General features: G+C 69.2%; 24 protein-coding genes and 1 other RNA gene. 14 read left to right on the plus strand and 11 right to left on the minus strand.

All coding sequences use genetic code 11. The features are described from left to right. The first annotated feature begins 107 nt into the window (after window positions 1-107). From AAIL17_RS08370 to sat, 4 genes are read left to right on the plus strand one after another with little or no spacing between them, the layout of a single operon-like run. Entirely contained in the window at window positions 108-1,979 is a 1,872-nt protein-coding gene (locus AAIL17_RS08370; RefSeq protein WP_424682371.1) for an assimilatory sulfite reductase (NADPH) flavoprotein subunit, read from the plus strand. A 1-nt stretch (window position 1,980) separates the two neighbouring features. Next, window positions 1,981-3,678, plus strand: a complete 1,698-nt coding sequence (gene cysI, locus AAIL17_RS08375) for an assimilatory sulfite reductase (NADPH) hemoprotein subunit (protein ID WP_424682372.1) — start codon at window positions 1,981-1,983, stop codon at window positions 3,676-3,678. Further along, on the plus strand, window positions 3,675-4,388 hold the full coding sequence (locus AAIL17_RS08380) for a phosphoadenylyl-sulfate reductase (protein WP_424682373.1): 714 nt from the start codon (window positions 3,675-3,677) through the stop codon (window positions 4,386-4,388). Before cysI ends, AAIL17_RS08380 begins: the two co-directional genes overlap by 4 nt. A gap of 46 nt (window positions 4,389-4,434) precedes the next feature. Continuing rightward, entirely contained in the window at window positions 4,435-5,652 is a 1,218-nt protein-coding gene (gene sat / locus AAIL17_RS08385; protein WP_424682374.1) for a sulfate adenylyltransferase, read from the plus strand. Window positions 5,653-5,838: 186 nt separating this feature from the next. On the opposite strand, the gene AAIL17_RS08390 is transcribed toward sat, so the two are convergent. Further along, window positions 5,839-6,831, minus strand: a complete 993-nt coding sequence (locus tag AAIL17_RS08390; RefSeq protein ID WP_424682375.1) for a LysR substrate-binding domain-containing protein — start codon at window positions 6,829-6,831, stop codon at window positions 5,839-5,841. A 267-nt stretch (window positions 6,832-7,098) separates the two neighbouring features. Here AAIL17_RS08390 and cysG point away from each other — a divergent pair, with 267 nt between their 5' ends. After that, window positions 7,099-8,583, plus strand: a complete 1,485-nt coding sequence (gene cysG / locus AAIL17_RS08395) for a siroheme synthase CysG (protein ID WP_424682376.1) — start codon at window positions 7,099-7,101, stop codon at window positions 8,581-8,583. A 49-nt stretch (window positions 8,584-8,632) separates the two neighbouring features. Continuing rightward, entirely contained in the window at window positions 8,633-9,619 is a 987-nt protein-coding gene (gene cysK, locus AAIL17_RS08400) for a cysteine synthase A (protein WP_424682377.1), read from the plus strand. Window positions 9,620-9,812: 193 nt separating this feature from the next. On the opposite strand, the gene AAIL17_RS08405 is transcribed toward cysK, so the two are convergent. Further along, window positions 9,813-10,208 carry a winged helix-turn-helix transcriptional regulator gene (locus AAIL17_RS08405; RefSeq protein WP_424682378.1) on the minus strand — a complete coding sequence of 132 codons (396 nt, stop codon included), beginning with the start codon at window positions 10,206-10,208 and terminating at the stop codon, window positions 9,813-9,815. A gap of 146 nt (window positions 10,209-10,354) precedes the next feature. On the opposite strand from AAIL17_RS08405, the gene gstA reads away from it, so the two are divergent. Then, window positions 10,355-10,981 (plus strand): glutathione transferase GstA, encoded by a 627-nt coding sequence (gene gstA, locus AAIL17_RS08410; RefSeq protein WP_424682379.1) that lies wholly within the window; start codon window positions 10,355-10,357, stop codon window positions 10,979-10,981. A gap of 120 nt (window positions 10,982-11,101) precedes the next feature. Here gstA and AAIL17_RS08415 read toward each other — a convergent pair whose 3' ends face one another. The 4 genes from AAIL17_RS08415 to purB all read right to left on the minus strand — a co-directional run bounded on the left by AAIL17_RS08415 (window position 11,102) and on the right by purB (window position 15,520). Then, on the minus strand, window positions 11,102-12,415 hold the full coding sequence (locus AAIL17_RS08415; protein ID WP_424682380.1) for a hypothetical protein: 1,314 nt from the start codon (window positions 12,413-12,415) through the stop codon (window positions 11,102-11,104). A 67-nt stretch (window positions 12,416-12,482) separates the two neighbouring features. Further along, entirely contained in the window at window positions 12,483-13,715 is a 1,233-nt protein-coding gene (locus tag AAIL17_RS08420) for a M56 family metallopeptidase (RefSeq protein ID WP_424682381.1), read from the minus strand. Beyond that, window positions 13,712-14,077: a BlaI/MecI/CopY family transcriptional regulator gene (locus AAIL17_RS08425; RefSeq protein WP_424682382.1), complete on the minus strand. Its 366-nt coding sequence runs from the start codon at window positions 14,075-14,077 to the stop codon at window positions 13,712-13,714. Before AAIL17_RS08425 ends, AAIL17_RS08420 begins: the two co-directional genes overlap by 4 nt. 75 nt (window positions 14,078-14,152) lie before the next feature. Next, window positions 14,153-15,520, minus strand: a complete 1,368-nt coding sequence (gene purB / locus AAIL17_RS08430; protein ID WP_424682383.1) for an adenylosuccinate lyase — start codon at window positions 15,518-15,520, stop codon at window positions 14,153-14,155. Window positions 15,521-15,622: 102 nt separating this feature from the next. Here purB and AAIL17_RS08435 point away from each other — a divergent pair, with 102 nt between their 5' ends. After that, window positions 15,623-17,005: a class II fumarate hydratase gene (locus AAIL17_RS08435; RefSeq protein WP_424682384.1), complete on the plus strand. Its 1,383-nt coding sequence runs from the start codon at window positions 15,623-15,625 to the stop codon at window positions 17,003-17,005. A 64-nt stretch (window positions 17,006-17,069) separates the two neighbouring features. Here AAIL17_RS08435 and ssrA read toward each other — a convergent pair. Next, window positions 17,070-17,421, minus strand: a transfer-messenger RNA (tmRNA) gene (gene ssrA, locus AAIL17_RS08440). Window positions 17,422-17,499: 78 nt separating this feature from the next. After that, entirely contained in the window at window positions 17,500-17,991 is a 492-nt protein-coding gene (gene smpB, locus AAIL17_RS08445) for an SsrA-binding protein SmpB (RefSeq protein ID WP_091336452.1), read from the minus strand. A 68-nt stretch (window positions 17,992-18,059) separates the two neighbouring features. On the opposite strand from smpB, the gene AAIL17_RS08450 reads away from it, so the two are divergent. Continuing rightward, on the plus strand, window positions 18,060-18,488 hold the full coding sequence (locus AAIL17_RS08450; protein ID WP_424682385.1) for a type II toxin-antitoxin system RatA family toxin: 429 nt from the start codon (window positions 18,060-18,062) through the stop codon (window positions 18,486-18,488). Continuing rightward, window positions 18,481-18,747, plus strand: coding sequence for an RnfH family protein (locus tag AAIL17_RS08455; RefSeq protein WP_424682386.1), 267 nt, complete (start codon window positions 18,481-18,483; stop codon window positions 18,745-18,747). The genes AAIL17_RS08450 and AAIL17_RS08455 overlap by 8 nt, the downstream gene beginning before the upstream one ends. A gap of 3 nt (window positions 18,748-18,750) precedes the next feature. Here the strand turns inward: AAIL17_RS08455 and AAIL17_RS08460 are convergent, their stop codons facing one another. Beyond that, window positions 18,751-19,203 (minus strand): outer membrane protein assembly factor BamE, encoded by a 453-nt coding sequence (locus tag AAIL17_RS08460; protein WP_424682387.1) that lies wholly within the window; start codon window positions 19,201-19,203, stop codon window positions 18,751-18,753. 75 nt (window positions 19,204-19,278) lie between these two features. Here AAIL17_RS08460 and fur point away from each other — a divergent pair, with 75 nt between their 5' ends. After that, window positions 19,279-19,695: a ferric iron uptake transcriptional regulator gene (gene fur / locus AAIL17_RS08465; protein ID WP_424682388.1), complete on the plus strand. Its 417-nt coding sequence runs from the start codon at window positions 19,279-19,281 to the stop codon at window positions 19,693-19,695. Window positions 19,696-19,981: 286 nt separating this feature from the next. Here fur and AAIL17_RS08470 read toward each other — a convergent pair whose 3' ends face one another. Beyond that, window positions 19,982-21,577, minus strand: coding sequence for an MASE1 domain-containing sensor histidine kinase (locus AAIL17_RS08470; RefSeq protein WP_424682389.1), 1,596 nt, complete (start codon window positions 21,575-21,577; stop codon window positions 19,982-19,984). Window positions 21,578-21,752: 175 nt separating this feature from the next. Here AAIL17_RS08470 and AAIL17_RS08475 point away from each other — a divergent pair, with 175 nt between their 5' ends. Next, window positions 21,753-22,391 (plus strand): response regulator, encoded by a 639-nt coding sequence (locus tag AAIL17_RS08475; RefSeq protein WP_424682390.1) that lies wholly within the window; start codon window positions 21,753-21,755, stop codon window positions 22,389-22,391. Between the two features lie 81 nt (window positions 22,392-22,472). On the opposite strand, the gene recN is transcribed toward AAIL17_RS08475, so the two are convergent. Then, window positions 22,473-24,146 (minus strand): DNA repair protein RecN, encoded by a 1,674-nt coding sequence (recN, locus tag AAIL17_RS08480; protein WP_424682391.1) that lies wholly within the window; start codon window positions 24,144-24,146, stop codon window positions 22,473-22,475. Between the two features lie 119 nt (window positions 24,147-24,265). On the opposite strand from recN, the gene hrcA reads away from it, so the two are divergent. After that, window positions 24,266-25,321: a heat-inducible transcriptional repressor HrcA gene (gene hrcA, locus AAIL17_RS08485; protein WP_424682392.1), complete on the plus strand. Its 1,056-nt coding sequence runs from the start codon at window positions 24,266-24,268 to the stop codon at window positions 25,319-25,321. An 83-nt stretch (window positions 25,322-25,404) separates the two neighbouring features. After that, entirely contained in the window at window positions 25,405-25,926 is a 522-nt protein-coding gene (grpE, locus tag AAIL17_RS08490) for a nucleotide exchange factor GrpE (protein WP_424682393.1), read from the plus strand. The last annotated feature ends 115 nt before the right edge of the window (window positions 25,927-26,041 follow it).

Genomic DNA, 26,041 nt, shown 5'->3' on the forward strand with positions numbered 1-26,041 from the left:
GAAATAAGGGCTCGGCATATCCACATGCCCATGCGTCCTTTCCCAAGCGCGAAGGCGCCGCCTAGATTGGCCGAATCCCGTTTGGACGTCCATAGGATTTCAGCCACGTGAATGCCCTGGTTGCCCCGGAGCCGCTGCCTGCCGCACTGAACGCGGAGAAGACCGCCTTGCTTGCCCGGCTGGCCGAGGGGCTGGCCCCGGAGGAGCTGTACTGGGTGGCAGCCTGGAGCGCCGCCCGTGCCGGCCAGGCACAGCGCGGCGTGCGGCTGGCCGGCAGCGCGCCGGCGGAGGCGCCGGACGCGCCGCGGCTGACCATCCTCTATGGCAGCCAGACCGGCAACGCCAAGCGCTTGGCCGAACAGCTCGCGGCCAGCAGCGAATCGGCGGGCCTGCCGGCGCGGCTGGTGCGCGCGGATGCCTACCCGCAGCGCGAGCTCGCCAGGGAAACCCACCTGCTGGTGGTGATCAGCACCCAGGGCGAGGGCGAGCCGCCCGACGATGCCCGCGGCCTGGTCGAGTTCATCAGCGGAAAACGCGCGCCACGGCTGCCTGCGCTGCACTACGCGGTGCTCGGCCTGGGCGATTCCAGCTATCCGCAGTTCTGCGCGATCGGCCGCCAGCTCGATGCGCGCCTGGCCGAGCTTGGCGCTTCGCGCTTCGCTCCGCTGGGCGAGGCCGACGTGGACATCGACGAGGTTGCCGCGCCGTGGTCGGCCATGGCGCTGGAGCAGGCGCGCGAGGTGCTCGGCAACACCACGCCCGCCACCGCGCGCAGCGCCACCGTGCACGCCTTGCCCAGCCGCGCCACGCATTCGCGCGAGCAGCCGTTCGCTGCCACCGTGCTTGCCAACCAGCGCATCGTCTCGCGCGACAGCGAACGCGCCGTGCATCATCTGGAGCTGTCGCTGGAAGGCTCCGGCCTGCGCTACGCGCCGGGCGACGCCATCGGCATCTGGCCGACCAACCCGCCCGCGCTGGTCCAGGACTGGCTGCAGGCGCTGCGCCTGGACGGCGAGCGGGAGGTTGCCCACCAGGGCCGCACGCTGCCGCTGGCGCAATGGCTCGGGCGCGAACGCGAACTGACCCGGCTCACCCGCGGCTTCGTCGCCGCGCAGGCTGCCGCAAGCGGCCACGCCGACCTGATGCGCGTGCTGCGCAAGGAGAACGCCGCCGCGTTCGCCGAGCTGCTGGACCGCCATCAGCCGATCGACCTGCTGCGCCGCTACCGCGCCGCCTGGCGCGCGGAAGACCTGGTCGCCGCGCTGCGCCCGCTCACGCCGCGGCTCTATTCGATCGCGTCCAGCCCGCGCGCGGTGGGCGAGGAGGAGGTTCACCTTACCGTCGCACGAGTCGAGTACGAGGCCTTCGGCACGCCGCACTGGGGCGCGGCCTCGACCTTCCTCTCGGCGGTGCAAGAAGACGCCACGGTGCCGGTGTTCATCGAATCCAACGACCGCTTCCGCCTGCCGGCCGACGACGCGCGCGACGTCATCATGATCGGCCCCGGCACCGGCGTGGCGCCGTTCCGCGCCTTCGTGCAGGACCGCCGCGAGACCGGCGCGCGCGGCCGCAACTGGCTGGTGTTCGGCAATCGCCACTTCACCCGCGACTTCCTCTACCAGGTCGAATGGCAGGACGCGCTGAAGAGCGGCGCGCTGCATCGCCTCGACCTCGCCTTCTCGCGCGATGGAAGCGGGGCTTTTGTGAAGAGTCCGCCCATGGATGGGCGGGGTTTTGCGCAGGATGCGCGAAAAACCTATGTCCAGGACCGCCTGCGCGAGCAGGGCCGGGAACTCTACGCCTGGCTGCAGGAAGGCGCGCACCTGTACGTCTGCGGCGACGCCAACCACATGGCCAGGGACGTCCATGCCGCGCTCATCGACATCGCCGTGGCGCACGGCGGCCATTCCCCCGACGATGCCAAGTCCTGGCTCGCCGACCTCCTCACCCAGGGCCGCTACGCCCGCGACGTGTACTGACATGGCATCCGAGCTTTCCGAACTCGAACACATCAAGGACCGGAGCCGCCAGTTGCGCGGCTCCATCGCCGAAGGCCTGGCCGATGCCGTCACCGGCGCGATCAGCGAGGCCGACACCAAACTGCTGAAGTTCCATGGCAGCTACCAGCAGGACGACCGCGACCTGCGCGAGGAGCGCCGCAAGCAGAAGCTCGAACCGCTGTACGCCTTCATGCTGCGCGCGCGGCTGCCGGGCGGCGTGGTCACGCCGGCGCAATGGCTGGTGTTCGACCGGCTCGCCACCGAATACGCCAGCAGCGGCCTGCGCATCACCACGCGCCAGACCTTCCAGTGGCACGGCATCCTCAAGCACGACCTGAAATGCACCATCGCGGCGATCAACCACGCCATGGCCAGCACCATCGCCGCCTGCGGCGACGTGTTGCGCAACGTGGTGGCCACGCCGTTGCCGGAGCGTTCCTCCGTGCATGCCGAGGCCTACGCCTGGGCGGCGAAGCTGTCGGCCGAACTCGCCCCGCAGACCAGCGCCTACCACGAGCTGTGGCTGGACGGCGAAAAGCTGGTCGGCGAGCCGGAGCCCGAGCCGCTGTACGGCCGCACCTACCTGCCGCGCAAGTTCAAGATCGGCCTGGCCATCCCGCCGCTCAACGACATCGACGTGTTCGCGCAGGACCTGGGCCTGATCGCCATCGAGGAGAACGGTCGGCTGGCCGGCTTCAACCTGGCCGTCGGCGGCGGCATGGGCGCCACCCACGGCGATCCGTCCACGTATCCGCGGCTGGGCGAGGTGATCGGCTTCGTCACGGCGGAGCAGTTGCGCGAGGCGGCCGAGCAGGTGATCGCGATCCAGCGCGACTGGGGCGACCGCCGCGAGCGCAGGCACGCGCGGCTGAAGTACACGCTCGACCATCGCGGCACGGACGCCTTCGTGGCCGAACTGGAACGGCGCCTTGGCTTCGCGCTGCAGCCGGCGCGGCCATTCCGCTTCGAGCACAACGGCGACCGCTGCGGCTGGCTGCAGGGCGAGGACGGCCGCTGGCACCTCACCCTGCACATCGAGTCCGGCCGGCTGCTCGATCGCGGCGACCTACGCCTGCTCAGCGGCATGCGCGAACTGGCGCGCGCGCACACCGGCGACTTCCGGCTGACCTGCAACCAGAACGTCATCGTCGCCAACGTCGACGCCGCCGACCGCGAGTGCATCGACGCCATCGTCGCCGCGCACGGCCTGGACGGCTACCGCCGGCAGAGCGCGATCCGCCGCCACGCGATCGCCTGCGTGGCGCTGCCCACCTGCGGCCTGGCGATGGCCGAGAGCGAGCGCTACCTGCCGACGATCCTGGAAAAGCTGGAGGCCCGGCTGGAACATCACGGCCTGCTCGACGCGCCGATCCTGCTGCGCCTGTCCGGCTGCCCCAACGGCTGCTCGCGGCCTTACCTCGGCGAGATCGCACTGGTCGGTCGCGCACCGGGCCGCTACGACCTGCGCCTGGGCGCGGACTTTGCCGGCCAGCGCATGAACGTAGTCCATCGCGAGAACGTGGACGAGGCGGCCATCCTCGACGCGCTCGAACCGTTGTTCGCCAGCTACGCCGCCGCACGCGCGCCCGGTGAGGGCTTCGGCGATTTCCTGCTGCGCAGCGGCGTGCTGGCGCCGCCGCCGGCGCGGCGGACGATCCCGGCCGAGGTGGTCGCATGAGCGCGGTCCCCGTTCTTCAACCACCCCGCGACCTGGACGGCATCAACGCGCTGCTGTCCGGCCTGGACGCCGAAGCGCGCGTCGCCTGGGCGCTGGAAAACGTGCCGGGCGAGCACGTGCTGTCCTCCAGCTTCGGCGCGCAGGCGGCGGTGTCGCTGCACATGGTGAGCCGGCAGCGCCCGCGCATCCCGGTGGTGCTGATCGACACCGGTTACCTGTTTCCGGAAACCTACCGCTTCGTCGACGAGCTCACCGCGCGGCTCAGGCTCAACCTGAAGGTCTATCGCGCGGCGGTGAGTCCGGCCTGGATGGAGGCACGCCATGGCCGCCTGTGGGAGCAGGGCGTGGAGGGCATCGAGCGCTACAACCAGATGCGCAAGGTCGAACCGATGCAGCGTGCGCTGGCCGAGCTCGGTGCGGTGGGCTGGTTCGCCGGCCTGCGCCGCAGCCAGACGCGCACGCGCGCCGGGGTCGGCTTCGCCGAGCACCGCGGCGACCGCTGGAAGTTCCATCCGCTGGCCGACTGGAGCGACCGCGACGTGGGCATGTACCTCAAGCGCCACGGCCTGCCGTACCACCCGCTGTGGGACCAGGGCTACACCTCCATCGGCGACGTGCACACCAGCCACCGCTGGGAGCCGGGCATGGATCCGGACGACACGCGCTTCTTTGGCCTGACGCGTGAATGCGGCCTGCACAATATCGCCTGAGCCTTGGACTAGCCTTGGGATGTCGAGCGAACGGAGGATGATGGACATGAGCATGACTGCCCTCGCTGACGACACGGGTGTCACCGGCCGGCTGGTCGCCCCGCACGGCGGGGTGCTCAAGGATCTGTACCTGCCGCCCGAGGAAGCCGACGCACTCGGGAGCCGCTGCGGCAACCTGCCGTCGCTGGAGCTCGACACGCGCCAGCTGTGTGATCTCGAACTGCTGCTCAGCGGCGCCTTCTCGCCGCTGGAGGGGTTCCTCGGCCGCAACGACTACAACGGCGTGGTCGAGGCCATGCGGCTGTCCGATGGCACGCTGTGGCCGATGCCGATCACGCTGGACGTGAGCGAGGCTTTCTCGGCCGGCCTTTCCTACGGCAGCGAGGTGGTGTTGCGCGATGGGCGGGGCACGCCGCTGGCGGTTCTGGAAGTGCACGACATCTACTGGCCCGACCGCCTGCATGAAGCGAAGCAGGTGTTCGGCAGCAGCGACCGCGCACACCCGGGCGTGGCCGAACTGCTCGACCGCACCGGACCGGTCTACCTCGGCGGCCGCGTGCGCGGCATCCAGCCGCCGGCGCACGAGGACTTTCCGGAACTGCGGGACACCCCGCTAAGCCTGCGTGCCTGGTTCGAGGCCAATGGCTGGGACCGCATCGTGGCCTTCCAGACGCGCAACCCGATGCATCGGGCGCACCGCGAACTGACCCTGCGCGCGGCCGAGCAGGTCGGCGCCAGGCTGTTGATCCAACCCTCGGTCGGGCGCACCAAGCCGGACGACGTCGACTACCGCACCCGCGTGCAGTGCTATCGCGCGCTGCTTTCGCACTATCCCGAGGGTCACGCCAGGCTCTCGCTGCTGCCGCTGGCCATGCGCATGGGCGGCCCGCGCGAGGCGCTGTGGCACGCGATCATCCGGCAGAACTACGGCGCCAGCCATTTCATCGTCGGGCGCGACCATGCCGGGCCAGGCAAGGATGCCAGCGGCAAGCCCTTCTATGGCCCCTACGAAGCGCAGCAGTTGCTCGAAAAGCACCAGGCGGAACTTGGCATCCGCGTCGTGCCGTTCCCGGCGATGGTCTACGTGGTCAACCGCGATACCTACGTCCCGTCGACCGAAGTGGCTGTCACCGACGAAGTGCGCGACATCTCCGGCACCGAACTGCGGCGGCATCTGCGCGAGGGCACCGAGATCCCCGACTGGTTTTCCTTCCCCGACGTGGTGCAGATCCTGCGCGAGCGGCATCCGGCAAAGGCACCGTAAGCCGCTTTGCTCCCTCTCCCCTCCGGGGCGAGGGTTGGGGTGAGGAGCCGGGGCTCGCGGGAGGCTAGGTGAGCAGCCGTTGAATCTCCCGGGAACAAAAGTTTTGGGCCGAGCTTGGGTCAGCAGCACTTTCGCGAGCCCCGCCCTGACCCCGACTCTCGCCTCAAAAGGGGAGGGAGCAAGAGCTTAGGCAGCGTCCGGAAGCGCGACCGACCGCTCGCGCCAGTGCGGCGCTTGGGGCCATCCGGCGGCAGCCTCGTCCCCGGCCAACGCGCGCGCCACGTCCCGTCGATCCAGGTGCGGCGCGAACTGGCCGATGAATTCCAGCACGAACTCCCGCACCACTGCTTCCCGCCGCAGCACGATCCAGGTCGTGCACTGCGGGAACAGGTGGTCGGCCGGCAGCACGTGCAGGTCCGCATCGGCCGCCAGCATGGCCATTTCAGCCAGCACGCCGATGCCGAGTCCGGCACGCACGTAGGTCTTGATGAGATCCGCGTCGCCGGCGGTCATCGCGATCTGCGGCTCGAAGCCCGCTGTTTCGAATACGCGCCGCAGCGAGGATTCCGGCTTGAGCGAGGAGTCGTAGCTGATCAGCGGCTCGGCCGCGAGCTCGGCCAGCGTCGGCGGCAGCGCGCGCCGCGCCAGGGCGTGGCCCGTCGGCGCGACGACCACGCGATGCCAGCGGTAGGCGGGCAGGGCGATGCCGGTGGACGGCGGCGCGCCTGCCGTGCTGATCACGGCCATGTCCACGCGGCCGGCGTCCAGTTGCGCCAGCACGTCGGCATCCTGGCCGGGCTGCAGGTGCACGCTCACCTGCGGATAGGCCAGGTTGAGCGCGGCGATCGAGGCGGGCAGCGCGAAGCGCGCCTGGGTGTGGGTGGTGGCAATGCGCAGTTCGCCGTGCGCCTCGTTGCGAAGGTTGGCGGCGATGGCGCGGATGTTCGCGGCCTCGGCCAGCACCACGCGTGCGCGGTCGAGTACCTGGCGGCCGGCGTGGGTCACCGCGTCCAGGCTCTTGCCCTTGCGCACGAACAGCTTGAAGCCGAGCTCGTCCTCAAGCTGCTTCAGTTGCTTGCTGAGGCCGGGCTGGGTGGCATGCACGCGCTCGGCGGCCAGGGTGATGTTGAGGCCGGCGTCGGCGATCGCGACCAGGTAGCGGAGTTGGACCAGCGTCATGGCGGGGTATCCGTGTTCGTTCGGTGGGAGGGGTGGATGCGGACGGCGCACGGATACATCGCTCGGGAGCACGCACCCGCCCTCCGGTCGGGGCGTCGTAGGTCTTCATATTTGGACGTCTATACGTCCAATGCATTGTCGTGTCAAGGAATATACGACGCGCGGCGTCAACATAACGCCTGCGCATAAGCGGCCGGCGACAAATCATTTGCCGCCCGCGCGGGCGCCACCTAGCGTGACCAGACCCCATCGCCCAGGTCCGCCGCCTTGAAGCTTTACCCGTTGTTCGCCGACCTTTCCCGCCGCGCCGTGCTGGTGGTGGGCGGTGGCGCCGTGGCCGAGCGCAAGGTGGCCGCGTTGCTGGACGCCGGAGCGCAGGTGACGGTGAACGCGCCGCAGTTGACGCCGATGCTCCGCGGCTGGGTGGAGCAGGGGCGCATCGCCCACCGTCCCGAGGCCTTCCGCGAAAGCTGGCTGGACCGCATCTGGCTGGTGGTGGCGGCCACGTCCGATCGCGCGACCAACGCGTTGATCGCCGAACTGGCAGGCTTGCGGCGGTTGTTTGTGAACGTCGTGGACGACGCGCAACTGTCCACTTTCCACGTCCCGGCGGTGATCGACCGCGCACTGCTGACTATCGCCATCTCCAGCGGCGGCCAGGCACCGATGCTGGCGCGGCTGCTGCGCGAGCGTCTGGAAACCCTGCTGGATCATTCGCTGGGCGCGCTGGCCGCGCTGGCCGCACGGCTGCGCCCGCGCATCCGCCTGCGCTTCCCGCAGCCGGCGGCGCGGCGGAGCTACTACGAGCGCCTGTTTGCGGGACCGGTCGCGGCGCTGCTGCGCCAGGGCCGGGAGGCCGAGGCGCGTGCTGCGGCAGAGCAGGCGTTGGCCGGCGAACCGGCCGCCACCGCGGGAACGGTCGTGCTGGTCGGGGCTGGCCCCGGCGATCCTGGCCTGCTGACCCTGCGCGGCCTGCGCGCACTCAACGAGGCGGACGTGATCCTGCACGACCGCCTGGTCAGTGCCGAGGTGCTGGCGCTCGCGCGGCGCGACGCCGAGCGCATCGAGGTCGGCAAGCAGGCCGGCAACCACCATGCCACGCAGGAGCAGATCCATCGCCTGATGCTCGAGCACGCCAGCGCAGGGCGCCGGGTGGTGCGGCTGAAGGGCGGCGATCCGTTCGTGTTCGGCCGCGGCGGCGAGGAGCTCGAGTTCCTGCGCGCCCACGGCATCGGCTACGAGGTGGTCCCCGGCATCACTGCCGCGCTGGCCTGCGCCGCCTACGCCGGCGTGCCGCTGACCCACCGCGACCATGCGCAGTCGGTGCGCCTGCTGACCGGGCACTGCCAGGCCTCGCACGACACGCTGGACTGGGCCGCGCTGGCCCATGAACGGCAGACGCTGGCGGTTTACATGGGCGTGGGCGAACTGGCCGGCCTGCAGTCGCGGCTGCTCGAACACGGTCGCTCACCTTCCACGCCGTTCGCCCTAGTGGAGAACGGTTCGCGCGCGGAGCAGCGCGTGGTCACCGGCACGCTGGCGCAACTGGTCGAACGCGCCGCCGCCCATGCGGTCCATTCACCTGCACTGCTGATACTCGGCGAAGTCGCCGCGCTGGCCGGTTCGCTGGCGTGGTTCGGGGCACCGCCGCTGGGTGCGACGGTCCACGACATCGGCGATGCGGGCAGGGCCGCCCGCGTCCGCCCGGCGAGGCACCAGGACGGTGTGCTCGCCGCGCTCCACCAGGCCTGAACTACCCGCGCCGGCGTGAACGCCGGCACCTATCCGAAGGAGCACTTCCATGATCTACGACAGCATCCTCGACACCATCGGCCGCACGCCGATCGTCAAGTTGCACCGGCTTGCCCCAAAAAACGTCGAGCTCTACGTCAAGGTGGAGGCCTTCAATCCGGCCGGCTCGGTGAAGGACCGCCTGGCGCTGGCGATCATCCTGGACGCCGAGCAGCGCGGCGACCTGAAGCCCGGCCAGACCGTGGTGGAGGCGACCTCCGGCAACACCGGCGTGGCGCTGGCGGCGGTGTGCGCCGCGCGCGGCTACCCGTTCGTGGCGGTGATGACCGAGACCTTCTCGATCGAGCGGCGCAAGCTGATCCGCGCCTACGGCGGCAAGGTCGTGCTGACCCCGGCAGCGGCGCGCGGCACAGGCATGGTCGAGAAGGCGGCGGAGCTGGCGAAGAAGCATGGCTGGTTCCTCGCCCGACAGTTCGAGAACCCGGCCAACCCGGCCTATCACCGCCAGACCACCGCGGCGGAGATCCTCGCCGATTTCGCCGGCCGCCGGCTGGACTACTTCGTCAGCGGCTGGGGCACCGGCGGCACGCTGACCGGCGTGGGCGAGGTGCTCAAGGTGGCGCGCCCCGAGGTGAAGGTCATTGGCGCGGAGCCGGCGGGCGCCTCGCTGCTCGGCGGCAAGGAATGGCAGCCGCACAAGATCCAGGGCTGGACGCCCGACTTCGTGCCGGCGGTGCTCAACCGCAAGGTGGTCGACCAACTGTTGACCGTCGACGACACGGTGGCGCGCGACACGTCGCGTGCGCTCTCGCAGCAGGAAGGCATCTTCGTCGGCCTGTCCTCCGGCGGCACGCTCGCCGCGGCGCTGGAAGTGGCCAGGAGCGCGCCGGAGGGCTCGGTGGTGCTGGCGATGCTGCCTGACACCGGCGAGCGCTACCTGTCGACGTTCCTGTTCGAGGGGGTCAACGAGGGATCGGACGATGTGGAGCAGGGGTCGTCCGCGCTCGGGCAGCAGGTCGCCGCGGCGGCCGGTTGAAGCCTGCGGGGCGCCTTTCCCCGCAGGCGCCGACCAACACAGTACGCTGGGCTGCATGCGCTGGGTGGGCTTCAACCCACCAGCCCTAGTCGCACGCCCACGGTGGGCTGAAGCCCACCCTACGAGGCGCCGCCGTATCGCGGCTTCATCGGCCAGTCCGCACCGCCGGGCCAGGCCGATGAACGCCTCGCCGCTAGGCCGCCTTGCGTGCCTTGGTTCGCACACGCGGCGCGGCCTTCCCCAGTTCCCACTGGTCGATCAGCTTGCGCCCCACGCGGGCCAGCGCCTCGATGGCGGGCAGCAGTTCGCGGCCCAGCGGGGTCAATGCGTACTCGGCCGATGGCGGCGAGGTGTCCAGCACCCGCCGCGTCACCAGCCCGCGCGATTCGAGCTCGCGCAGCCGCGCACTCAACACGCGCGCCGAGATGCGCGGGATGTCGTGGCGCAGCTCGCCGAAACGCCGCGGTTCGGCGCTCAGGTACCAGATCACGTTGGGCGCCCAGGCGCCGCGCAGCAGTGCCAGGCTCTCGGTAAGCGGGCACGCCGGCGGCGGCGCGGCAACCTTGCTCTTGCGCAATGGCAGGCCCATGGCGGGTTTTCCTCGTGCACGCGGTAACCGCGGGGATACCACATTTTCGCACTAATCCATGGTTAGGTGGTATCCATTGGTTACTTCCGAGGCTAGGATGCATGAACGTCGTCGCAAGACACGTTCCCCACCCAAAGGAGTGACCCATGAAGCTCTACTACATGCCCGGCGCCTGCTCGCTTTCCCCGCACATCGTGGCGCGCGAGGCCGGCATCGACCTCAAGCTGGTGAAGGTCGACGGCAAGACCAAGCGCACCGAGGACGGCGCCGATTTCCTGGCGATCAATCCCAAGGGCTACGTGCCCGCGCTGGAACTGGACGACGGCCAACTGCTCACCGAGGGTCCGGCGATCGTGCAGTACCTGGCCGACCTCAAGCCCGCTTCGGGCCTGGCGCCCGCCAACGGCACGCTGGCGCGCTACCGCCTGCAGGAAGTGCTCGGCTACATCAACTCCGAGATCCACAAGACCTACAGCCCGCTGTTCAAGCCGGATACGCCCGACGCCACGCGGCAGGAGCGCAAGGAGTACCTGCGCAAGCGCTACGCGGTGCTCGAAAGCGCGCTGGCCACGCACCCGTGGCTGCTCGGCGACCACTTCACGGCGGCCGACGCCTACCTGTTCACCGTGACCAACTGGGCGCGCCACGTGGACCTGGACCTGTCCGACTTCCCGGCGATTCAGGCGTTCCAGCACCGCATGCTCGAGCGACCGGCGGTACAGGAGGTGATGGACGCCGAAGGGCTCGCACGGCGGGCGACCGCGGCGGCCTGAGGCCGACCATGCAGTTGCAGGACCAGACCCCTCTCCTGGTGGGAGAGGGGTCGATCCAGGCCCGGCTTGGCAACGTCTTCGGCACCTCGATGTGCCGCCAACCGGTACCACGCTTCGGCTTCAATGCTCTGCGTCGTCGGTGCGCTTGACCAGAAGATCGCCCTTGCGTGCCCCGGGCACGATCACCCAACCCTTGTTCAGGCTCAAGTGCCAGCCCGCGCCCTTCAGGCTCGACGCATCGAATCCCGTCGCCGAAACGACCGCGACATGCCGGCCCATCAAGGCGTCGCCATCGACCTCCAGCACACCCCAGTCGTCGACCAGGCGAAGGGTCGGATACACCGTGCCGAAATCGCCCAGCGGAAGCAGCGTCTGCGGTTTGAACTGGTAGTTGCTGTGCTTTAGCGGCAGGGTAAGCACGGGGCCATCGACGAGCCGGGCCTTCAGCGCGGCGAGTTGCGCGCGCTTCTTGCGATCGTGCTGCAGCTCGCTGGCGTACAGGCTGCCGTCGTCATAGACCTTCTCGCGGGCCTGCAGCGTGGCGAAGGCTGGGGGTTTCAACTGCAACGCCGACGCGAGCAGCTGATCCAGCCGCTGGCCGGAGCCCAGCTTGTGCCGCCATGCGGGATCGGCCTGGTCCAGCAGCAGGCCGTAGGCTGGGCCGGTCGCATAGGCGAAGGACCTGACGTAGCTCGGCGCCGATACGAACGTGGAGAGATCCCGCAACGCGTAGTCGATCCGGGCCTGTGGCGTCGTCAGTCCCAGGCGCACGCCGGTGTATTCGGCCACGCCCTCGTTCCATTCGAGCCGGGCTTCATTGGCCGCCGCGTTCGGGAAACGACGGTAGCGTTCGCGCCGGAACAGCAGGGCGTCGGCGACGGCGGTCGTGCGATCGGTGGTGGTCCGGGCACGCAGGGCTCTCGCCAGGGCGCGCCACTCCAGCTGCAGCAGATAGCGCCCCTGCATGGTGTCCAACTGCCGGTTGTCGCCCTCGGGCCAACTCATGCCCAATGCCGGCTGGATACGATGGAACATCTCGTGCGCGAGCGTCACCTGGCGTTGCTGGGTGTCATCGGGCAGCGGCCAGAGGATCTCGCTCCAACGCGTGCCCGACCAACTGATCGACGTGTTGGCGAGCACGACCGTCGATGGCAACGTACCGGTGAATACGGGGCCAGAGCGCTTCAGGACGCCACCGGCATCGGGCTGATTGGCGGCGAGCGAGCGGTCTGTCGGGTCGACCAGCAGCATCGGGCCGCACAAGGTCTTGCCCCACAACGAACCGGCATCGCGTGTGCAGATTGCCCTGGCTTCGCCAAAAACCTTGGTCGCTCCGGCTGAATCGACAGCTGCCTGTGCCGGTAGCGCGAGTAGTCCGGCCAGTACGAAAGCGCCAGCCGGAATCAGGCAGCGGGCGGGGGAGGTCGACTGCATGGCGCATCTCCATACGATGGTTGTCGTAGAACTTGTACGACGCTCGTCGTATGTTGTCAATCGCCGATCAGCGCCGGTTCTCCCACTCGATCCTTCCCTGCGGCGTCACGATCAGGGCGAGCATCGGCGACTGCGCCGGATCGAGCAGCGTGACGCGGTCGCCCTGCTGCCGGATGCGGTCGCGGGGCAGCGGCTGATGTCCCAACGATGCGCCGAGGACGCGCCCATGGCGGATGCGCAGCATGAACGAGCCGGCATCGTCATGGGCATCGACGACGAGCGTCGGCCCGAAGGCGCTGGCGCGACAGAGATCGGCCAGCGCGGGGTCCGTGAGTCCCAACCGCCCGGCGCCCAGCGCCAGCAGACAGCAGGCCGATACGGTCGTAGCCGCGACACGACAGCGCAGGGGAGGCAGCCCCCGAGGTGCCGAGCCCAGCAGGCGATGGACGCGCGTGCCGAGATCGCTGCGCGTAGAAATCGGCATGCCGGTAGCCGGCTGCGCATGGTTTTCCGCCAGCCGCACCAGCGCGCGCGCAAGCGCCGCGGTCGATGCGCCGTGGCGTACCGCCAGTTCGTCACAACAGGCTTCCCGTTCGCGCGATACCTGGCGGTACAACCGCCAGGCCGCCGGGTGGAACCAGAGCAGTGCCAGTGCGAGCCGCTGCAGCAGATTCCAGCTGAAATCGCGGCGCTGCACGTGCGCCAGTTCGTGCAGCAGCACCGCTTTCCATTCGTCGACCGGCAGGTGGTGGGGCAGCCCGCGCGGCACCAGCAGCACGGGGCGCCAGACGCCGACGACCTGTGGCGTGGCGACGTTCGCGACGCGCACTTCGGGGAGTCTCACGCCGGCATGGTCCTGTACCAGCCTATGCACGGTTTCGATCCAGGCTGCAGGCGCCGGCCCACAGGACAGCCGGGTGATCCGGCGGGTGTCCCGTGCCAGTCTCCAGGCCATCGCGGCGATGCCCGCGACCCACGGCAGCGCCCATGCCAGGGCCAGCCAGAGCGATGCGCGGTAGCCTGCCATCAGCGCGGGCAGTTCGGTCACCGGCGACCCGTGCGGTGGCGCCATGCCCATGCCGGCGACCGTCCCATGCAGGATCGCCACCGTTCCCGCCGGCAGCACGCCCAGGGCCACGAAGTGGAGGCAGGCCAGCCGGTGCCGTGAAGCTGCCGTCGCACCGGCTGTCGCCCGGTCCCACGCATACCAGGAGGCCAACACCAGGCCACCTTGCACGCAGGCCGCCACCAGCCACCAGAGTTCGAGGCGGGCGAGGTAGGCGAGGGTGAAGAAGCTCACGGCTTGCCTTCGAGCTTGCGGATCATCGCCTTGAGCTGCGCCAGTTCCTCCGGCGGCACGGGGCGCGCGTCGAGCGCCTGCATCGCCAGCGCAAGCGACGATCCGGCAAATGCGCTGTCCATCCATCCGCGTACCAGCCGATTCAGCGTGGGGCGTTCCGACACCGCAGCGGCGTAGACGTGCTGGCGGGCATCCTCGGCGCGGGTCACCAGTCCCTTCGCCAGCATGTTCTGCATGAGCTTGAGCGCGCTGGTGTAACCGGTCTCCGTGTCGCCATAGACCGCTTCGTGGACGTCGCGCACGGTGGACGGGCCGTCGCGCCAGAGCACGCGCAGGATCGCAAGTTCCGCAGCCGTAGGCACCGAAGTCTTCATCGCGCCAGCATGCCCCCCGCGCGATGACGCGGCAAGCGTGACGAGGTCAGGCCGCGCCTTTGGTCAGATGTCCCTGGCCAGTGTTTCGGCCAGGCCGATGTAGCCGCCCGGCGTGAGTTCCAGCAGCCGCTGCCGCGCCTCTGCGGGCAGGTCCAGGCCGCTGATGAACTGGCGCATGGAATCGCGCGTGATGCCCTGGCCGCGGGTCAGCGCCTTCAACTGCTCGTAGGGTTCGGGCAGGCCGTAGCGGCGCATCACCGTTTGCACGGCCTCGGCCAGCACTTCCCAGCTCGCATCCAGGTCCGCCGCCAGCCGGTCGGCGTTCACGGTCAGCTTGCCCAGACCCTTCTGCAGCGACTCCAGCGCCACCAGCGTGTGGCCAAAGGCGGTGCCCAGCGCGCGCAGCACGGTCGAGTCGGTGAGGTCGCGCTGCCAGCGGCTGATCGGCAGCTTCTCCGCGAAGTGGCCGAGCAGCGCATTGGCCAGGCCGAAGTTGCCCTCGGCATTCTCGAAATCGATCGGGTTGACCTTGTGTGGCATGGTCGACGAGCCGACCTCGCCGGCCTTCAGCGCCTGCCTGAAGTAGCCCAGCGAGATGTAGCCCCAGATGTCGCGTGCCAGGTCGATCAGGATGATGTTGGCGCGGCGCACCGCGTCGCAGTACTCGGCCACGCCGTCGTGCGGCTCGATCTGCGTGGTGTAGGCGTTGTAGTCCAGCCCGAGGCTCTCGACGAACCGGCGCGAGAACGCGCGCCAGTCGAGCTCGGGGTAGGTGATCGCATGGGCGTTGTAGTTGCCCACCGCGCCGTTGATCTTGCCCGGAATTTCCACCGCCGCGAGTTGCGTGCGCTGGCGCTCGAGGCGTGCCACCACGTTGGCCAGTTCCTTGCCCAGCGTGCTCGGCGAGGCGGTCTGGCCGTGCGTGCGCGAGAGCATCGGCAGGCCGGCATTGGCGTGCGCCATCTCGCGCAGGCGCGCGATGAGGCGGTCGAACATCGGCAACAGCACGCCCTCGCGCGCATCGCGCAGCATCAGCGCGTAGGACAGGTTGTTGATGTCCTCGCTGGTGCAGGCGAAGTGCACGAACTCCTTCGCCTGCGCCAGCGCCGGGTCGGCGCCGATGCGCTCCTTGATGAAGTACTCGATCGCCTTGACGTCGTGGTTGGTGGTGGCCTCGATCGCCTTCACGCGCTCGCCGTCGGCAACACTGAAGCCGTTGGCGATGGCGCGCAGCTGGTCGACCTGGCCGCCGGAGAAGGGCGGCAGTTCCACGATGGCGCCTTCGGCGGCCAGCGCCAGCAGCCATTCGATCTCCACCTGCACGCGCCGGTGCATCAAGCCGAATTCGCTGAAGATCGGGCGCAGCGCCTCGACCTTGCCGGCATAACGGCCATCCAGCGGCGACAGGGCGGTAAGGGCGTGGGTGGACATCGGCTTGGGTTCCGGCAAGGGGAAACGCGGCATTTTACATTGCCGCCGCGCCGATGCCGGCCGGCCTATAGTGGCGCCTTCCCCACACCCAAGGAGCGCGCGATGGCCGAGTACCGCACCGAACACGACAGCATGGGCGAACTGAAGGTGCCTGTCGATGCGTTGTACGGCGCGCAGACCCAGCGCGCGATCGACAACTTCCCGATCTCCGGACTCGCCCTGCCGCGCGACTTCATCCGCGCGCTGGGTCTGATCAAGGCCGCCGCGGCGTCCGCCAACCTGGCGCTGGGGCATCTGAAGAAAGGGCAGGCGACAGCGATCCGCAAGGCGGCGCTGGCGGTGGCCGAGGGGCGGTACGACGCACAGTTCCCGATCGACGTGTTCCAGACCGGCTCCGGCACCAGCACCAACATGAACGCCAACGAGGTGATCGCCCATCTGGCCGCGCAGGGCGGCGCCAAGGTGCACCCCAACGACCACGTCAACTATGGCCAGAGCTCCAACGACGTCATCCCCACGGCGATCCACGTGAGCGCCACGCTGGCGACCAGCGAGCGCCTGCTGCCGGCGCTGAAGCATCTGAAGAAGGCCATCGAGAAGCGTGCGCGCGAGCTGAAGAACGTGCCCAAGACCGGCCGTACCCATTTGATGGACGCCATGCCGGTGACCTTCGGCCAGGAACTGTCCGGCTGGGCGGCGCAGATCGGCTCGTCCATCGAGCGCATCGAGGACGCGCTGAAACGCATGCGCCGCCTGCCACAGGGCGGCACCGCGGTGGGCACGGGTATCAATGCCGATCCCAAGTTCGGTCTGGCGGTCGCGCGCGAGCTGAAAACCCTGACTGGCGTGCGCTTCGAGTCGGCGGATAACTTCTTCGAAGGCATGGCGGCGCAGGACGCCGCGGTGGAACTCTCCGGCGCGCTCAAGACGCTCGCCGTGGCGCTGATGAAGATCGCCAACGACCTGCGCTGGATGAACTCCGGCCCGCTGGCAGGCCTCGGCGAGATCGAGCTGCCTGCGCTGCAGCCCGGTTCCTCGATCATGCCGGGCAAGGTCAACCCGGTGATCCCGGAAGCCACCGCGATGGTGGCCGCGCAGGTGATCGGCAACGACGCAGCGATCACCCTCGGCGGGCAGTCGGGCAATTTCCAGCTCAACGTGATGCTGCCGATGATCGCCTACAACCTGCTGCAGTCGATCGACATCCTGGGCAACGTCAGCCGGCTGCTGGCGGACAAGGCCATCGCCGGCTTCAAGGTCAACCGCGAGCGTGTCAACCAGGCGCTGGCGATGAATCCGATCCTGGTCACCGCGTTGAATCCGGTGATCGGCTACGAGAAGGGCGCCGCCACCGCCAAGCAGGCCTACAAGGAGAAGCGCCCGATCATGGACGTGGCGCTGGAAACCACCGGCCTGTCGAAGGACGAACTCAAGCAGCTGCTCGACCCGACCGCGCTGACCCGCGGCGGCATCCACGGCGAATAGCGCCGCCGGCTCCTGAGCTGAACAAACAAAAAGGCCGGAACCCGGTTCCGGCCTTTTGTTCGATTGGTGGAGGTGGCGGGAGTCGAACCCGCGTCCGAAGGCGCTTGACGCCCGGTACTACATGCTTAGCCCACCGTTGGATCTCGTCCCGCGGCAGCACGGTGTGCGAAGCGCGCCGAAGGACCAGCCTGCTTGATTTGACCCTGACCGACAGGCGGCGGCTTCGGGCGATCCTGTGATGATGACCCTACATCCACGAGCACAGGCACAAGTGGGTTCGGGGCTAGGCCTTAAGCGGCCAGAGCGTAGTTGTCGTCGTTGGCAACTATGAGTTTGCGGCTGGATTTACGAGGAAAGCTGCCCCCTCGGCATGCACCAAGCCATCTCACTACCCCCGTCGAAGCCAGGACACCCCCGGGGAAGATCTGAGCTGGTCAGTCGGACAAGTATATGGGGCCGGCGTCGCGCGCTTCAATGCACCCGGCGGCAGCCGTTCAGGCCTCGCGGTTGTGGGCGCGCATGGTGCGCTGTTTCTCGCGCTGCCAGTCGCGCTCCTTCTCGGCATCGCGCTTGTCGTGTGCCTGCTTGCCGCGCGCCAGGCCGATCTCGACCTTGACCTTGTTGCCCTTCCAGTACATCGCGATCGGCACCAGCGTGTAGCCCTTGCGCTCGACCGCGCCGATCAACTGGTCGATCTCCTGCTTGTGCAGCAGCAGTTTGCGCGTGCGCCGGTCCTCGGCGATCACGTGGGTGGAGGCGCTGATCAGCGGCGGGATCGAGGTGCCGACCAGGAAGATCTCGCCCTTGAGCACCACCGCGTAGCCGTCGCCGAAATTGATCCGGCCGGCGCGCAGCGCCTTGAGTTCCCAGCCCTGCAGCGCAATGCCGGCCTCGTAGCGCTGGTCGATGTGGTACTCGTGGCGCGCGCGCTTGTTGAGCGCGATGGTGCCGCCGGCGTGCTTGTCCTTGTCCTTCGCTTTTGCCATGTCCGCTAGACTTGCGCCCTTGCGGATGCGCCGGAAGCCGTCGCACCCGAATGATGAATGAGGTACCCGTGATCGAAATCCGACGAAGCGCCCTGGTCAACTACACGCCGGCGCAAATGTTCGATCTGGTCAACGATGTGGAAGCATACCCAAAGCGCTTCTCCTGGTGTGCCGGCGCGCAGGTGCTCGAGCGCGAGGGCGACGTGCTGGTGGCGCGGCTGGACCTCAAGTTCGCCGGCCTGAAGCAGAGCTTCACCACCCGCAACACCACCGAGCCGCCCAGGCGCCTGCACATGCAACTGGTGGAAGGGCCGTTCCGCAGCCTGGACGGGTTGTGGGAGTTCATTGCGCTGGGCGAGCACGGCTGCAAGATCGCCTTCGCGCTGGATTTCGACTACGTGGGCCTGGGCGCTTCGGCGATCAAGCTCGGCTTCCAGGGGCTGGCGACGAAGATGGTCGAGGACTTCAGCCGCGAGGCGCAGCGCACGTATGGCTGAGATCGTGGTGGAAGTGGTGCTGGCGCTGCCGCAGCGCATGCTGCTCAAGCGGCTGGCGCTCGCTGCAGGGGCTACCGTGGCCGATGCGATCGCCGCGATCGACCTGGGCGACGACGCAGCGCTCGTCGATCCGCAGCGGCTGGGCATCTTCGGCAAGCGCGTGCCGCCTGGGCAAGCGCTGCGCGACGGCGACCGGGTGGAGATCTACCGGCCGCTGGTGCTGGATCCGAAGGAGGCGCGGCGCCGCCGCGCCCGCTGACCGTCAGGGCGTGCCGCTGTCGCCCGGCGGCGTGGAGCCGCTGTCGTCGCTGCTGCCACCGCTCTTGTCGCCCTGGGTCTCGTCGACCGGGTAGGTGGCGTGGTACTTCTCGGTGGCCTTGAGCATCTTCTCCGCGTCCTGCGCGAAGAAATCGCCCTCGGTGCGCACCAAGGTGTCGTTGTTGAAGGTGAGCGTGAAGGTACGGATCGTGATCGGACCGCCGCGATGCTGCCGGGTGGACACATAGTCCCAGCGGTTGTCGTTGAACGGGGTATGCACCGAAGGTGAGCCGAGCAGCACCAGCACCTGGTGCTTGGTCATGCCAGGCTTGAGCTGATCGACGTCCTTCTTGTCGAGGAAATTGCCTTGCTGCACGTCGGGGACGTAGACGAGCCCGCAGCCCACCACCGAGAGTGCCAGCATGGCGGAACCGAGCGTGCGAATCAGCTTGTGCATGCGTGTTTGCGTCCGGATCGTGAAGGTGTCGGATGATACACTAACGGCCTTGGTACGCCGTGCGTGGAGCCCGCTATGGAACAGGAAACCAGAGAGCTGCGCCGGGTCGGCCTGAAGGTCACCCACCCGCGCATGCGGATCCTGCAGATCTTCGAAGAGGAGGGTGTGCAGCACCTCACCGCCGAGGACGTCTACAAGAAACTTCTCGCGGACCAGGAAGACATCGGCCTGGCCACGGTCTACCGCGTGCTCACCCAGTTCGAGGCCGCGGGCATCGTGGTCAAGCACAACTTCGAAGGCGGCCAGGCCGTCTACGAGCTCGACCGCGGCAAGCACCACGACCACATGATCGACGTAGACAGCGGCAAGGTCATCGAGTTCGTCAGTGAGGAGATCGAGCGGCTGCAGCACGAGATCGCTGCCCGGCACGGCTACGTGCTGGAAGACCACAGCCTGGTTCTGTACGTGCGGCCCAAGGGCAAGGCACGCTGAGGCAGGTTGTCCGCCGGACAGCGCCTGGCGGGTCGCGAGGGCAAAAAAAAGCCGCGGGAGGACTCCTGTCCGCCCACGGCTGATCCGTTACCACTCGACGCCTCGGCGATTGCGAATTGCTCGCTTGCCGGGCTACGCCGTTGGTACCGGCGGAACGGCATCCTGCCGTTCTTCGTGGCCACCGTCCCCACGGTAACCACGGCACGCCATCTTGCGATGGCGGCTCCCCCACATCGATGGGACGGATGCTAACGACCTGTTCACGATTGCGGTATTGGAAAAATTCCTATGCCAGCCGTCCGGGCTCACGGCCTGGCGTGCTGCCCCGCAACAAAATCCGCAGATGGACGCCTTGGCGGTCCGGCCGCAGCCGGAACAGGCCGCCGAGCGAGGTGACGCGGTCGCGCATGCCCTGCAGGCCGCGGCCGCCGCGGGGCAGGCGGCTGGGCAGGCCCACGCCGTCGTCGCGGATGTCCAGCAGGGCCAGCACGACCCCGTGGCGCTCGCCGATGCGCAGGCGCAGGCGGAACTCGCTGGCCTGGGCATGCTTGACCGCATTGGTGGCGCTTTCCTGTACCAGTCGGTACACCGCGGTGCGGGTGTCCTCGTCCAGCAGGCGGGGGTCGCCACGCATGTCGGTGTGGAAGACGATCCCGGCGGTGGTCAGCAGATCGCGGATCGGGCCCTCGTCCAGCGCGCGCAGCAGGCCGAACTCGTCGAGCACGGCGGGGCGCAGGTCGTCCAGCAGGCGGTGCAGGGCCCGCCGCATGTAACCCAGGATGGTGTTGATCGAGACGCTGATGTCCTCCAGCCCGGCCTGGCGCAGGCGCACCTGGGCGAGTTTCATGTGGGTCTGGATGGCGGTGATGTTCTGGCCCAGCTCGTCGTGCAGCTCGGCGGCCATGTGCCGGCGCTGGTTTTCCTCGGCCTGCAGGTTGCCGCGCGCGGCGTCGCGCAGCTGGCGGGCCAGCTGGTCCAGGCGGCGGTTGACCGCGCCCAGGTAGACGTTCTGCTCGGCCACCCGTTCGCTGCTGCGGCGCAGGGCGTCGGTCGCCGCGCCGAGCATCAGCGCACCGGTGCCCGCCACCGCCAGGAACAGGTAGCCGGCCGCGCTCTGTGCGTGGCCGGGCTGGTGGTCGACCGCGGTCATGCCCATGCAGGAGACCAGCATCGCCAGCGTGGCGCCGCGCCAGCCGTGGCGGAATGCGAAGAACAGCACCGGCGCGAGCGACAGCACGCGGGCGAACTCCGGTTGCGGCGCCGCGTGCTCGGAGAGCATCAGCAGAAGCGCCATCGCCGGCAGCATCACCAGCAGTCCGTCCATCACCAGGCTGGCGACCATCTTCCGATTGGGGCGGGCGCGCAGCAGCATGATCGCCAGCGGCGCCACCAGCAGCACACCCAGGTAGTTGCCCAGCAGTTCGCGGCCCAGCGCGCGCACCATCGCCGCCGGCGCGGCGCTTTCGTGCAGCAGCGCCAGCAGCACCGCATCGGTGGCCGCCACGGCGCCGACCACCAGCACGGCCGAGAGCAGCAGGCGGGTGGCTTCCTCCGGATCGCGCAGGCTGGCGTGCAGGTTGACCCGACGCAGCAGCCACAGGCCCACCGCCATCACCAGCGGCTCGGGCAGGTCGCCGACCACGAAGGTCTCCCAGCCCATCGGCAGGCCGGAGCGCAGATCCAGGATCGCGGTGGCGGCCAGTTCCAGCCCCAAGAGCCAGAACCACTGGCGCACCGGCACGATCAGCAGCGCGGCAAAGCGCAGGCCGAAGGGCAGCATCCAGTACGGTTGCTGGGTAGGCAGCAGCGCCAGCCACAGCAGCACGTAGAGCACGCCCAGCAGCGGGCCGGAGTCGGGCAGGGAAAAGGGCTTCGAACGCATCCGCGGATGGTACATGCGACTGTCGCCTGCCCAACGCGCGGCGCGGCCTTGGGCAGGAGCGGCCGGTCTCTTATAGACTCCGGATCGCAGGGCCGGACGCGGGGGCGTCCGAAGCGGGCAAGCCACACGGCATGGCTGGTGCGCCGCCCGAAACCAGGCAAGTCAGCGGGGCAGCATGTACAGCATCGTTCTGGTCGACGACCACGCCATCGTCCGCGAGGGGTTCAAGCGGCTCATCGAAATGGAGCCGGATCTCGAAGTGATCGCCGAGTGCCGCTGCGCCGACGACGCGGTGGAGGCGATCAACCATCGCAGGCCCGACCTGGTGGCGCTCGACCTGTCGTTGCCCGACGGCAGCGGCCTGCCGCTGATCGAGCACCTGCACAGCCTGGCGCCGGATACGCACATCGTGGTGCTGAGCATGCATGACGGCGAACCCTACGTGTCCGAGGCGCTCCGTCGCGGCGCCAGCGGCTACGTCACCAAGGGCGCCGCGCCGGAAGAACTGGTGGCGGGCCTGCGCCAGGTGATGCAGGGCGACACCTTCCTGAGCTCGGACCTGCGCCAGCGCCGTGCCGAACGACCCAGCGAGGAACTCGACCCGGTCAACCGGCTCACCGCGCGCGAGCGCGAAGTGTTCCTGCTGCTGGCCGCGGGCAAGGCGCCCAAGCAGGTGGCCGCCGTGCTGGGCGTGGGGCAGAAGACCATCTACATCCACCGCGCCAGCCTGATGGGCAAGCTCGGCGCCGGCTCGGAACTGGACCTGTACCGGATGGCCAGCGAACGCGGGCTGCTGTCCGAGCGCAAGAACTGACGCGGGTGGCGTAGGGGGCTTCAGCCCACCTCGGGACATCGAAGCCGGTGGGCCGAAGCCCGCCCTACGTCCACAGCAGCGTCAGGCGCTTTGCGCGCGCTCCAGCATCTGCTTCGCGTGGGCGCGCGTCTCGCGCGAGATCTCCACGCCGCCCAGCATGCGCGACAGCTCGTCGCGGCGACCGGCAGCGTCCAGCTTGTCGATCTGCGTGCGGGTGGTGTCGCCGTCGCTGTGCTTGCTCACGCGCAGGTGGGCGTGGCCCTGCGCCGCGACCTGCGGCAGGTGGGTGACGCACAGGACCTGGCGCTCGGCGCCGAGCGCACGGAGCTTCTGACCGACCACTTCGGCCACCGCACCGCCGATGCCGGTGTCGACCTCGTCGAACACCATGCAGCCGATCGTGTCCTTGCCCAGCGTGGCCACCTCGATGGCCAGGCTGATGCGTGCCAGTTCGCCGCCGGAGGCGACCTTGCGCAACGCCCGCGGCGGCTGGCCGGGGTTGGCGCTGACCAGCAGTTCGCAACGTTCGCGGCCCTGGGCGTCCGGCTCGTCGCCGTCGACCGGTTCGAGCTCGACGACCAGCCGTCCGCCGGCCATGCCCAGCTCGCCCATCAGGGCGCTGACCTCCTCACCCAGGCGTGCGGCTGCGCTGCGGCGCGCCTCGCCCAGGATGTCGGCGGCACTGGCGTAATCGCGTTCCAGGCGCGTGCGTTCGGCGGCCAGCCGCTCGAGCGCATCGCCGGCGCCTTCCAGTTCGGCCAGTTCGGCCTGCAGCGCACCCAGCCGCTCGTGCAGCTCGGCGACCGGCAGGCGATGGCGCCGGGCCAGTTCGTGCAGGCGGGTGAGGTGAGCGTCCACCTCGGCATAGCGCTCGGGATCGAGGTCGACGTCCTGTGCGTAACGCGAAAGGCCGTCGGAGGCTTCGCCGAGCTGGATCTCGGCGTTGTCCAGCAGCTCCAGCAGCGGTGCGAGGCGCGGATCGATCGCCGCCAGCTTGCCCAGTTCGCCGTGCGCACGGCCCAGTGCGCGACGCAGCGCGAACTCGCTGTCGCCATCGAGCAACTCGACCACGCCGGAGGCGCCTTCGGCCAGCCGGCCGGCATTGGCCAGGCGCTTGTGGCTGGCCTCCAGCTCGGCCAGTTCGGTGGCCGGCAGGGCCCATCGCTCCAGTTCGCCGGCCTCGTGGCGCAGCAGTTCCAGCCTCGCCTCGCGGTCGTCGCCGCCGCTCAGCTTGCGGATGCGCGCGCCCAGCTCGCGCCACTGCGTGGCCAGCGTGCGCACCTGCGCCAGCGCGTCTTCGTTGCCGGCATAGGCGTCGAGCAGCCCGAGCTGGTGGCCGCGCGAGAGCAGCGCCTGGTGTTCGTGCTGGCCGTGGATCTCCACCAGCAGGGTGGCCAGCTCGCCGAGCTGGCTGGCGTTGGCTGGGCGGCCGTTGATCCAGGCGCGCGAGCTGCCCTCGGCGCGGATCACGCGACGCAGCTGGCAGGCGCCCTCGTCGTCCAGTTCCTCCCGCTCCAGCCAGGCTCGGGCCTCGGGCAGGGTGGACAGGTCGAATTCGGCGATCAGTTCGGCGCGGTCGCAGCCCTCGCGCACCATGCCGCTGTCGGCGCGCGCGCCGGCCAGCAGCATCAATGCGTCGACCAGCAGCGACTTGCCCGCGCCGGTCTCGCCGCTGACCACGGTCAGGCCCGGGCCGAAGGCGACTTCGGCGGCTTCGACGACGGCGAAATGGCGGACGTAGAGGGAGGTGAGCATGGCGTCGAATTGTACGGGCAGAAGGGACGCGCGTAGCGTGGCTACCGTCGCGGCCGGCTTTCTTGCAAACTCGGCCACCACACCTTATTTCTGTGTCGTCTCACCGTCTGCCACAGCGCATGTCCCGATCCCACGACCTCGACGCCCGCGCCCGCCGCCTGCTGCGCACGCTGATCGCGCAGTACCTGGCCGACGGCGAGCCCGTCGGGTCGCGCACGCTGTCGCGCTCCTCCGGCCTGGACGTGAGCCCGGCGACCATCCGCAACATCATGTCCGACCTGGAAGACGCCGGCCTGGTCGCCTCGCCGCACACCTCGGCCGGGCGCGTGCCCACGCCGCGAGGCCTGCGCCTGTTCGTCGACAGCCTGATCGAGCTGCAGCCGCTGCCCCGCGAGGAGATGGCCCGGCTCAAGCGCGAGCTGCCGCCCGGGCCCACCACCACCCGCGACCTGCTCGGCAACGTCTCGACCCTGCTCTCGGCGATGACCCATTTCGCCGGCGTGGTGACAGTGCCGCGCCAGGGCGATTTCCCGCTGCGCCACATCGACTTCGTGCCGCTACCGGACGCGCGCGTGCTGGTGATCCTGGTGTTCTCCGACAACCAGGTGCAGAACCGCATCGTGCAACTGGCCCGCCCGCTGGCCGGCAGCGAGCTGGAACAGGCGGCCAACTACCTCAATACGCACTTCGCCGGCCTGCGGGTGGATGACATCCGCGCCCACCTGCTGCGCGAACTGCGCGAGGCGGGCAGCGAACTGAACCGCCTGGTGGCCAGCGCCACCGAGTTGGCGGCAGCCTCCTTCGCCCCCCAGAACGGCGGCGAGGATGTGCTGGTCAGCGGCCAGACCAACCTGATGGGTTATGCCGAACTGGCCGACCTGGACCGCCTGCGCGAATTGTTCGAGGCCTTCCAGAAGAAGAACGAGCTGCTGCAGCTGATGGAGGTGTGCGCCCGGGCCCCGGGCGTGCGGCTGTTCATCGGCGAGGAATCGGGCTTCGCGGCGCTGGACGGCTGCAGCGTGGTGACCGCCAGCTACGGCGCCCAGGGCCGGGTGTTGGGTGCGGTCGGCGTGATCGGCCCGACCCGGATGGCCTACGAGCGCGTCATCCCGGTCGTGCAGGCGACGGCCGGATTGCTCAGCGACGCCTTGAATCGCGCCGCGACGTCCCTATAACCGCCCCCGGAGGGCGGGTTTCCCGCAGTTTTTTGACGGTCGGCACGGAGGTGCCGGCCCGGACTTCTCTTTGGGAGTAATGCATGCAGAACAACGAGCAGACGCCGGAGCAGGTGCAGGAACCGGGCAATCCGGACGCGCCGGGCCATGACGCCTTGCAGGCCCGCATCGCGGAACTGGAGGCGAGCAACGCCGAGTTGCGCGAAACCGTGCTGCGGGAGCACGCCGAGCTGGAGAACCAGCGCCGCCGCCTGCATCGCGACCTGGAGCAGGCGCGCCGCTTCGCCAACGAGAAGCTGCTGAACGAACTGCTGCCGGTGTACGACAGCCTCGAGCGTGGTCTGGCGATCGAGAGCGGCGATGCCGCCGCGGTGCGCGAGGGCCTGGCGCTGACCTTGAAGGCGTTGCTCAAAGTTGCCGAGAACCACGGCCTGGTGCAGGTCGATCCGGTCGACCAAGCGCTCGATCCGGAACGCCACCACGCCGTGAGCATGGTCGAGGCGCCGGGCAAGGCGCCGGGCACCGTGGTCAACGTGCTGCAGAAGGGCTACGTGCTGAACGACCGGCTGCTGCGTCCCGCGCTGGTCGCCGTGGCCAAGGACTGACCGGCGCGGCGCCGCCGGCTACATACCGGCCCACCGGCATTGAATCGCCGGAAGCGGGCCACCATCTGAACAACCATCGCGGCCGCGGGGGCCGCCTGAAAGCATTGGAGCTGAA

Origin of the sequence: Frateuria sp. YIM B11624, from assembly GCF_049727805.1 — a bacterium.
Taxonomy (GTDB): domain Bacteria; phylum Pseudomonadota; class Gammaproteobacteria; order Xanthomonadales; family Rhodanobacteraceae; genus Frateuria_A.

Coding starts and splice junctions, on each gene's coding strand:
- AAIL17_RS08470 (WP_424682389.1), bottom strand. CDS start 21,577: ATGCGTTCGAAGCCCTTTTCCCTGCCCGACTCCGGCCCGCTGCTGGGC.
- cysK (WP_424682377.1), top strand. CDS start 8,633: ATGATCTACGACAGCATCCTCGACACCATCGGCCGCACGCCGATCGTC.
- AAIL17_RS08475 (WP_424682390.1), top strand. CDS start 21,753: ATGTACAGCATCGTTCTGGTCGACGACCACGCCATCGTCCGCGAGGGG.
- AAIL17_RS08435 (WP_424682384.1), top strand. CDS start 15,623: ATGGCCGAGTACCGCACCGAACACGACAGCATGGGCGAACTGAAGGTG.
- grpE (WP_424682393.1), top strand. CDS start 25,405: ATGCAGAACAACGAGCAGACGCCGGAGCAGGTGCAGGAACCGGGCAAT.
- cysI (WP_424682372.1), top strand. CDS start 1,981: ATGGCATCCGAGCTTTCCGAACTCGAACACATCAAGGACCGGAGCCGC.
- AAIL17_RS08460 (WP_424682387.1), bottom strand. CDS start 19,203: ATGCACAAGCTGATTCGCACGCTCGGTTCCGCCATGCTGGCACTCTCG.
- AAIL17_RS08405 (WP_424682378.1), bottom strand. CDS start 10,208: ATGGGCCTGCCATTGCGCAAGAGCAAGGTTGCCGCGCCGCCGCCGGCG.
- smpB (WP_091336452.1), bottom strand. CDS start 17,991: ATGGCAAAAGCGAAGGACAAGGACAAGCACGCCGGCGGCACCATCGCG.
- recN (WP_424682391.1), bottom strand. CDS start 24,146: ATGCTCACCTCCCTCTACGTCCGCCATTTCGCCGTCGTCGAAGCCGCC.
- fur (WP_424682388.1), top strand. CDS start 19,279: ATGGAACAGGAAACCAGAGAGCTGCGCCGGGTCGGCCTGAAGGTCACC.
- AAIL17_RS08380 (WP_424682373.1), top strand. CDS start 3,675: ATGAGCGCGGTCCCCGTTCTTCAACCACCCCGCGACCTGGACGGCATC.
- gstA (WP_424682379.1), top strand. CDS start 10,355: ATGAAGCTCTACTACATGCCCGGCGCCTGCTCGCTTTCCCCGCACATC.
- AAIL17_RS08415 (WP_424682380.1), bottom strand. CDS start 12,415: ATGCAGTCGACCTCCCCCGCCCGCTGCCTGATTCCGGCTGGCGCTTTC.
- purB (WP_424682383.1), bottom strand. CDS start 15,520: ATGTCCACCCACGCCCTTACCGCCCTGTCGCCGCTGGATGGCCGTTAT.
- AAIL17_RS08390 (WP_424682375.1), bottom strand. CDS start 6,831: ATGACGCTGGTCCAACTCCGCTACCTGGTCGCGATCGCCGACGCCGGC.
- hrcA (WP_424682392.1), top strand. CDS start 24,266: ATGTCCCGATCCCACGACCTCGACGCCCGCGCCCGCCGCCTGCTGCGC.
- sat (WP_424682374.1), top strand. CDS start 4,435: ATGAGCATGACTGCCCTCGCTGACGACACGGGTGTCACCGGCCGGCTG.
- AAIL17_RS08455 (WP_424682386.1), top strand. CDS start 18,481: ATGGCTGAGATCGTGGTGGAAGTGGTGCTGGCGCTGCCGCAGCGCATG.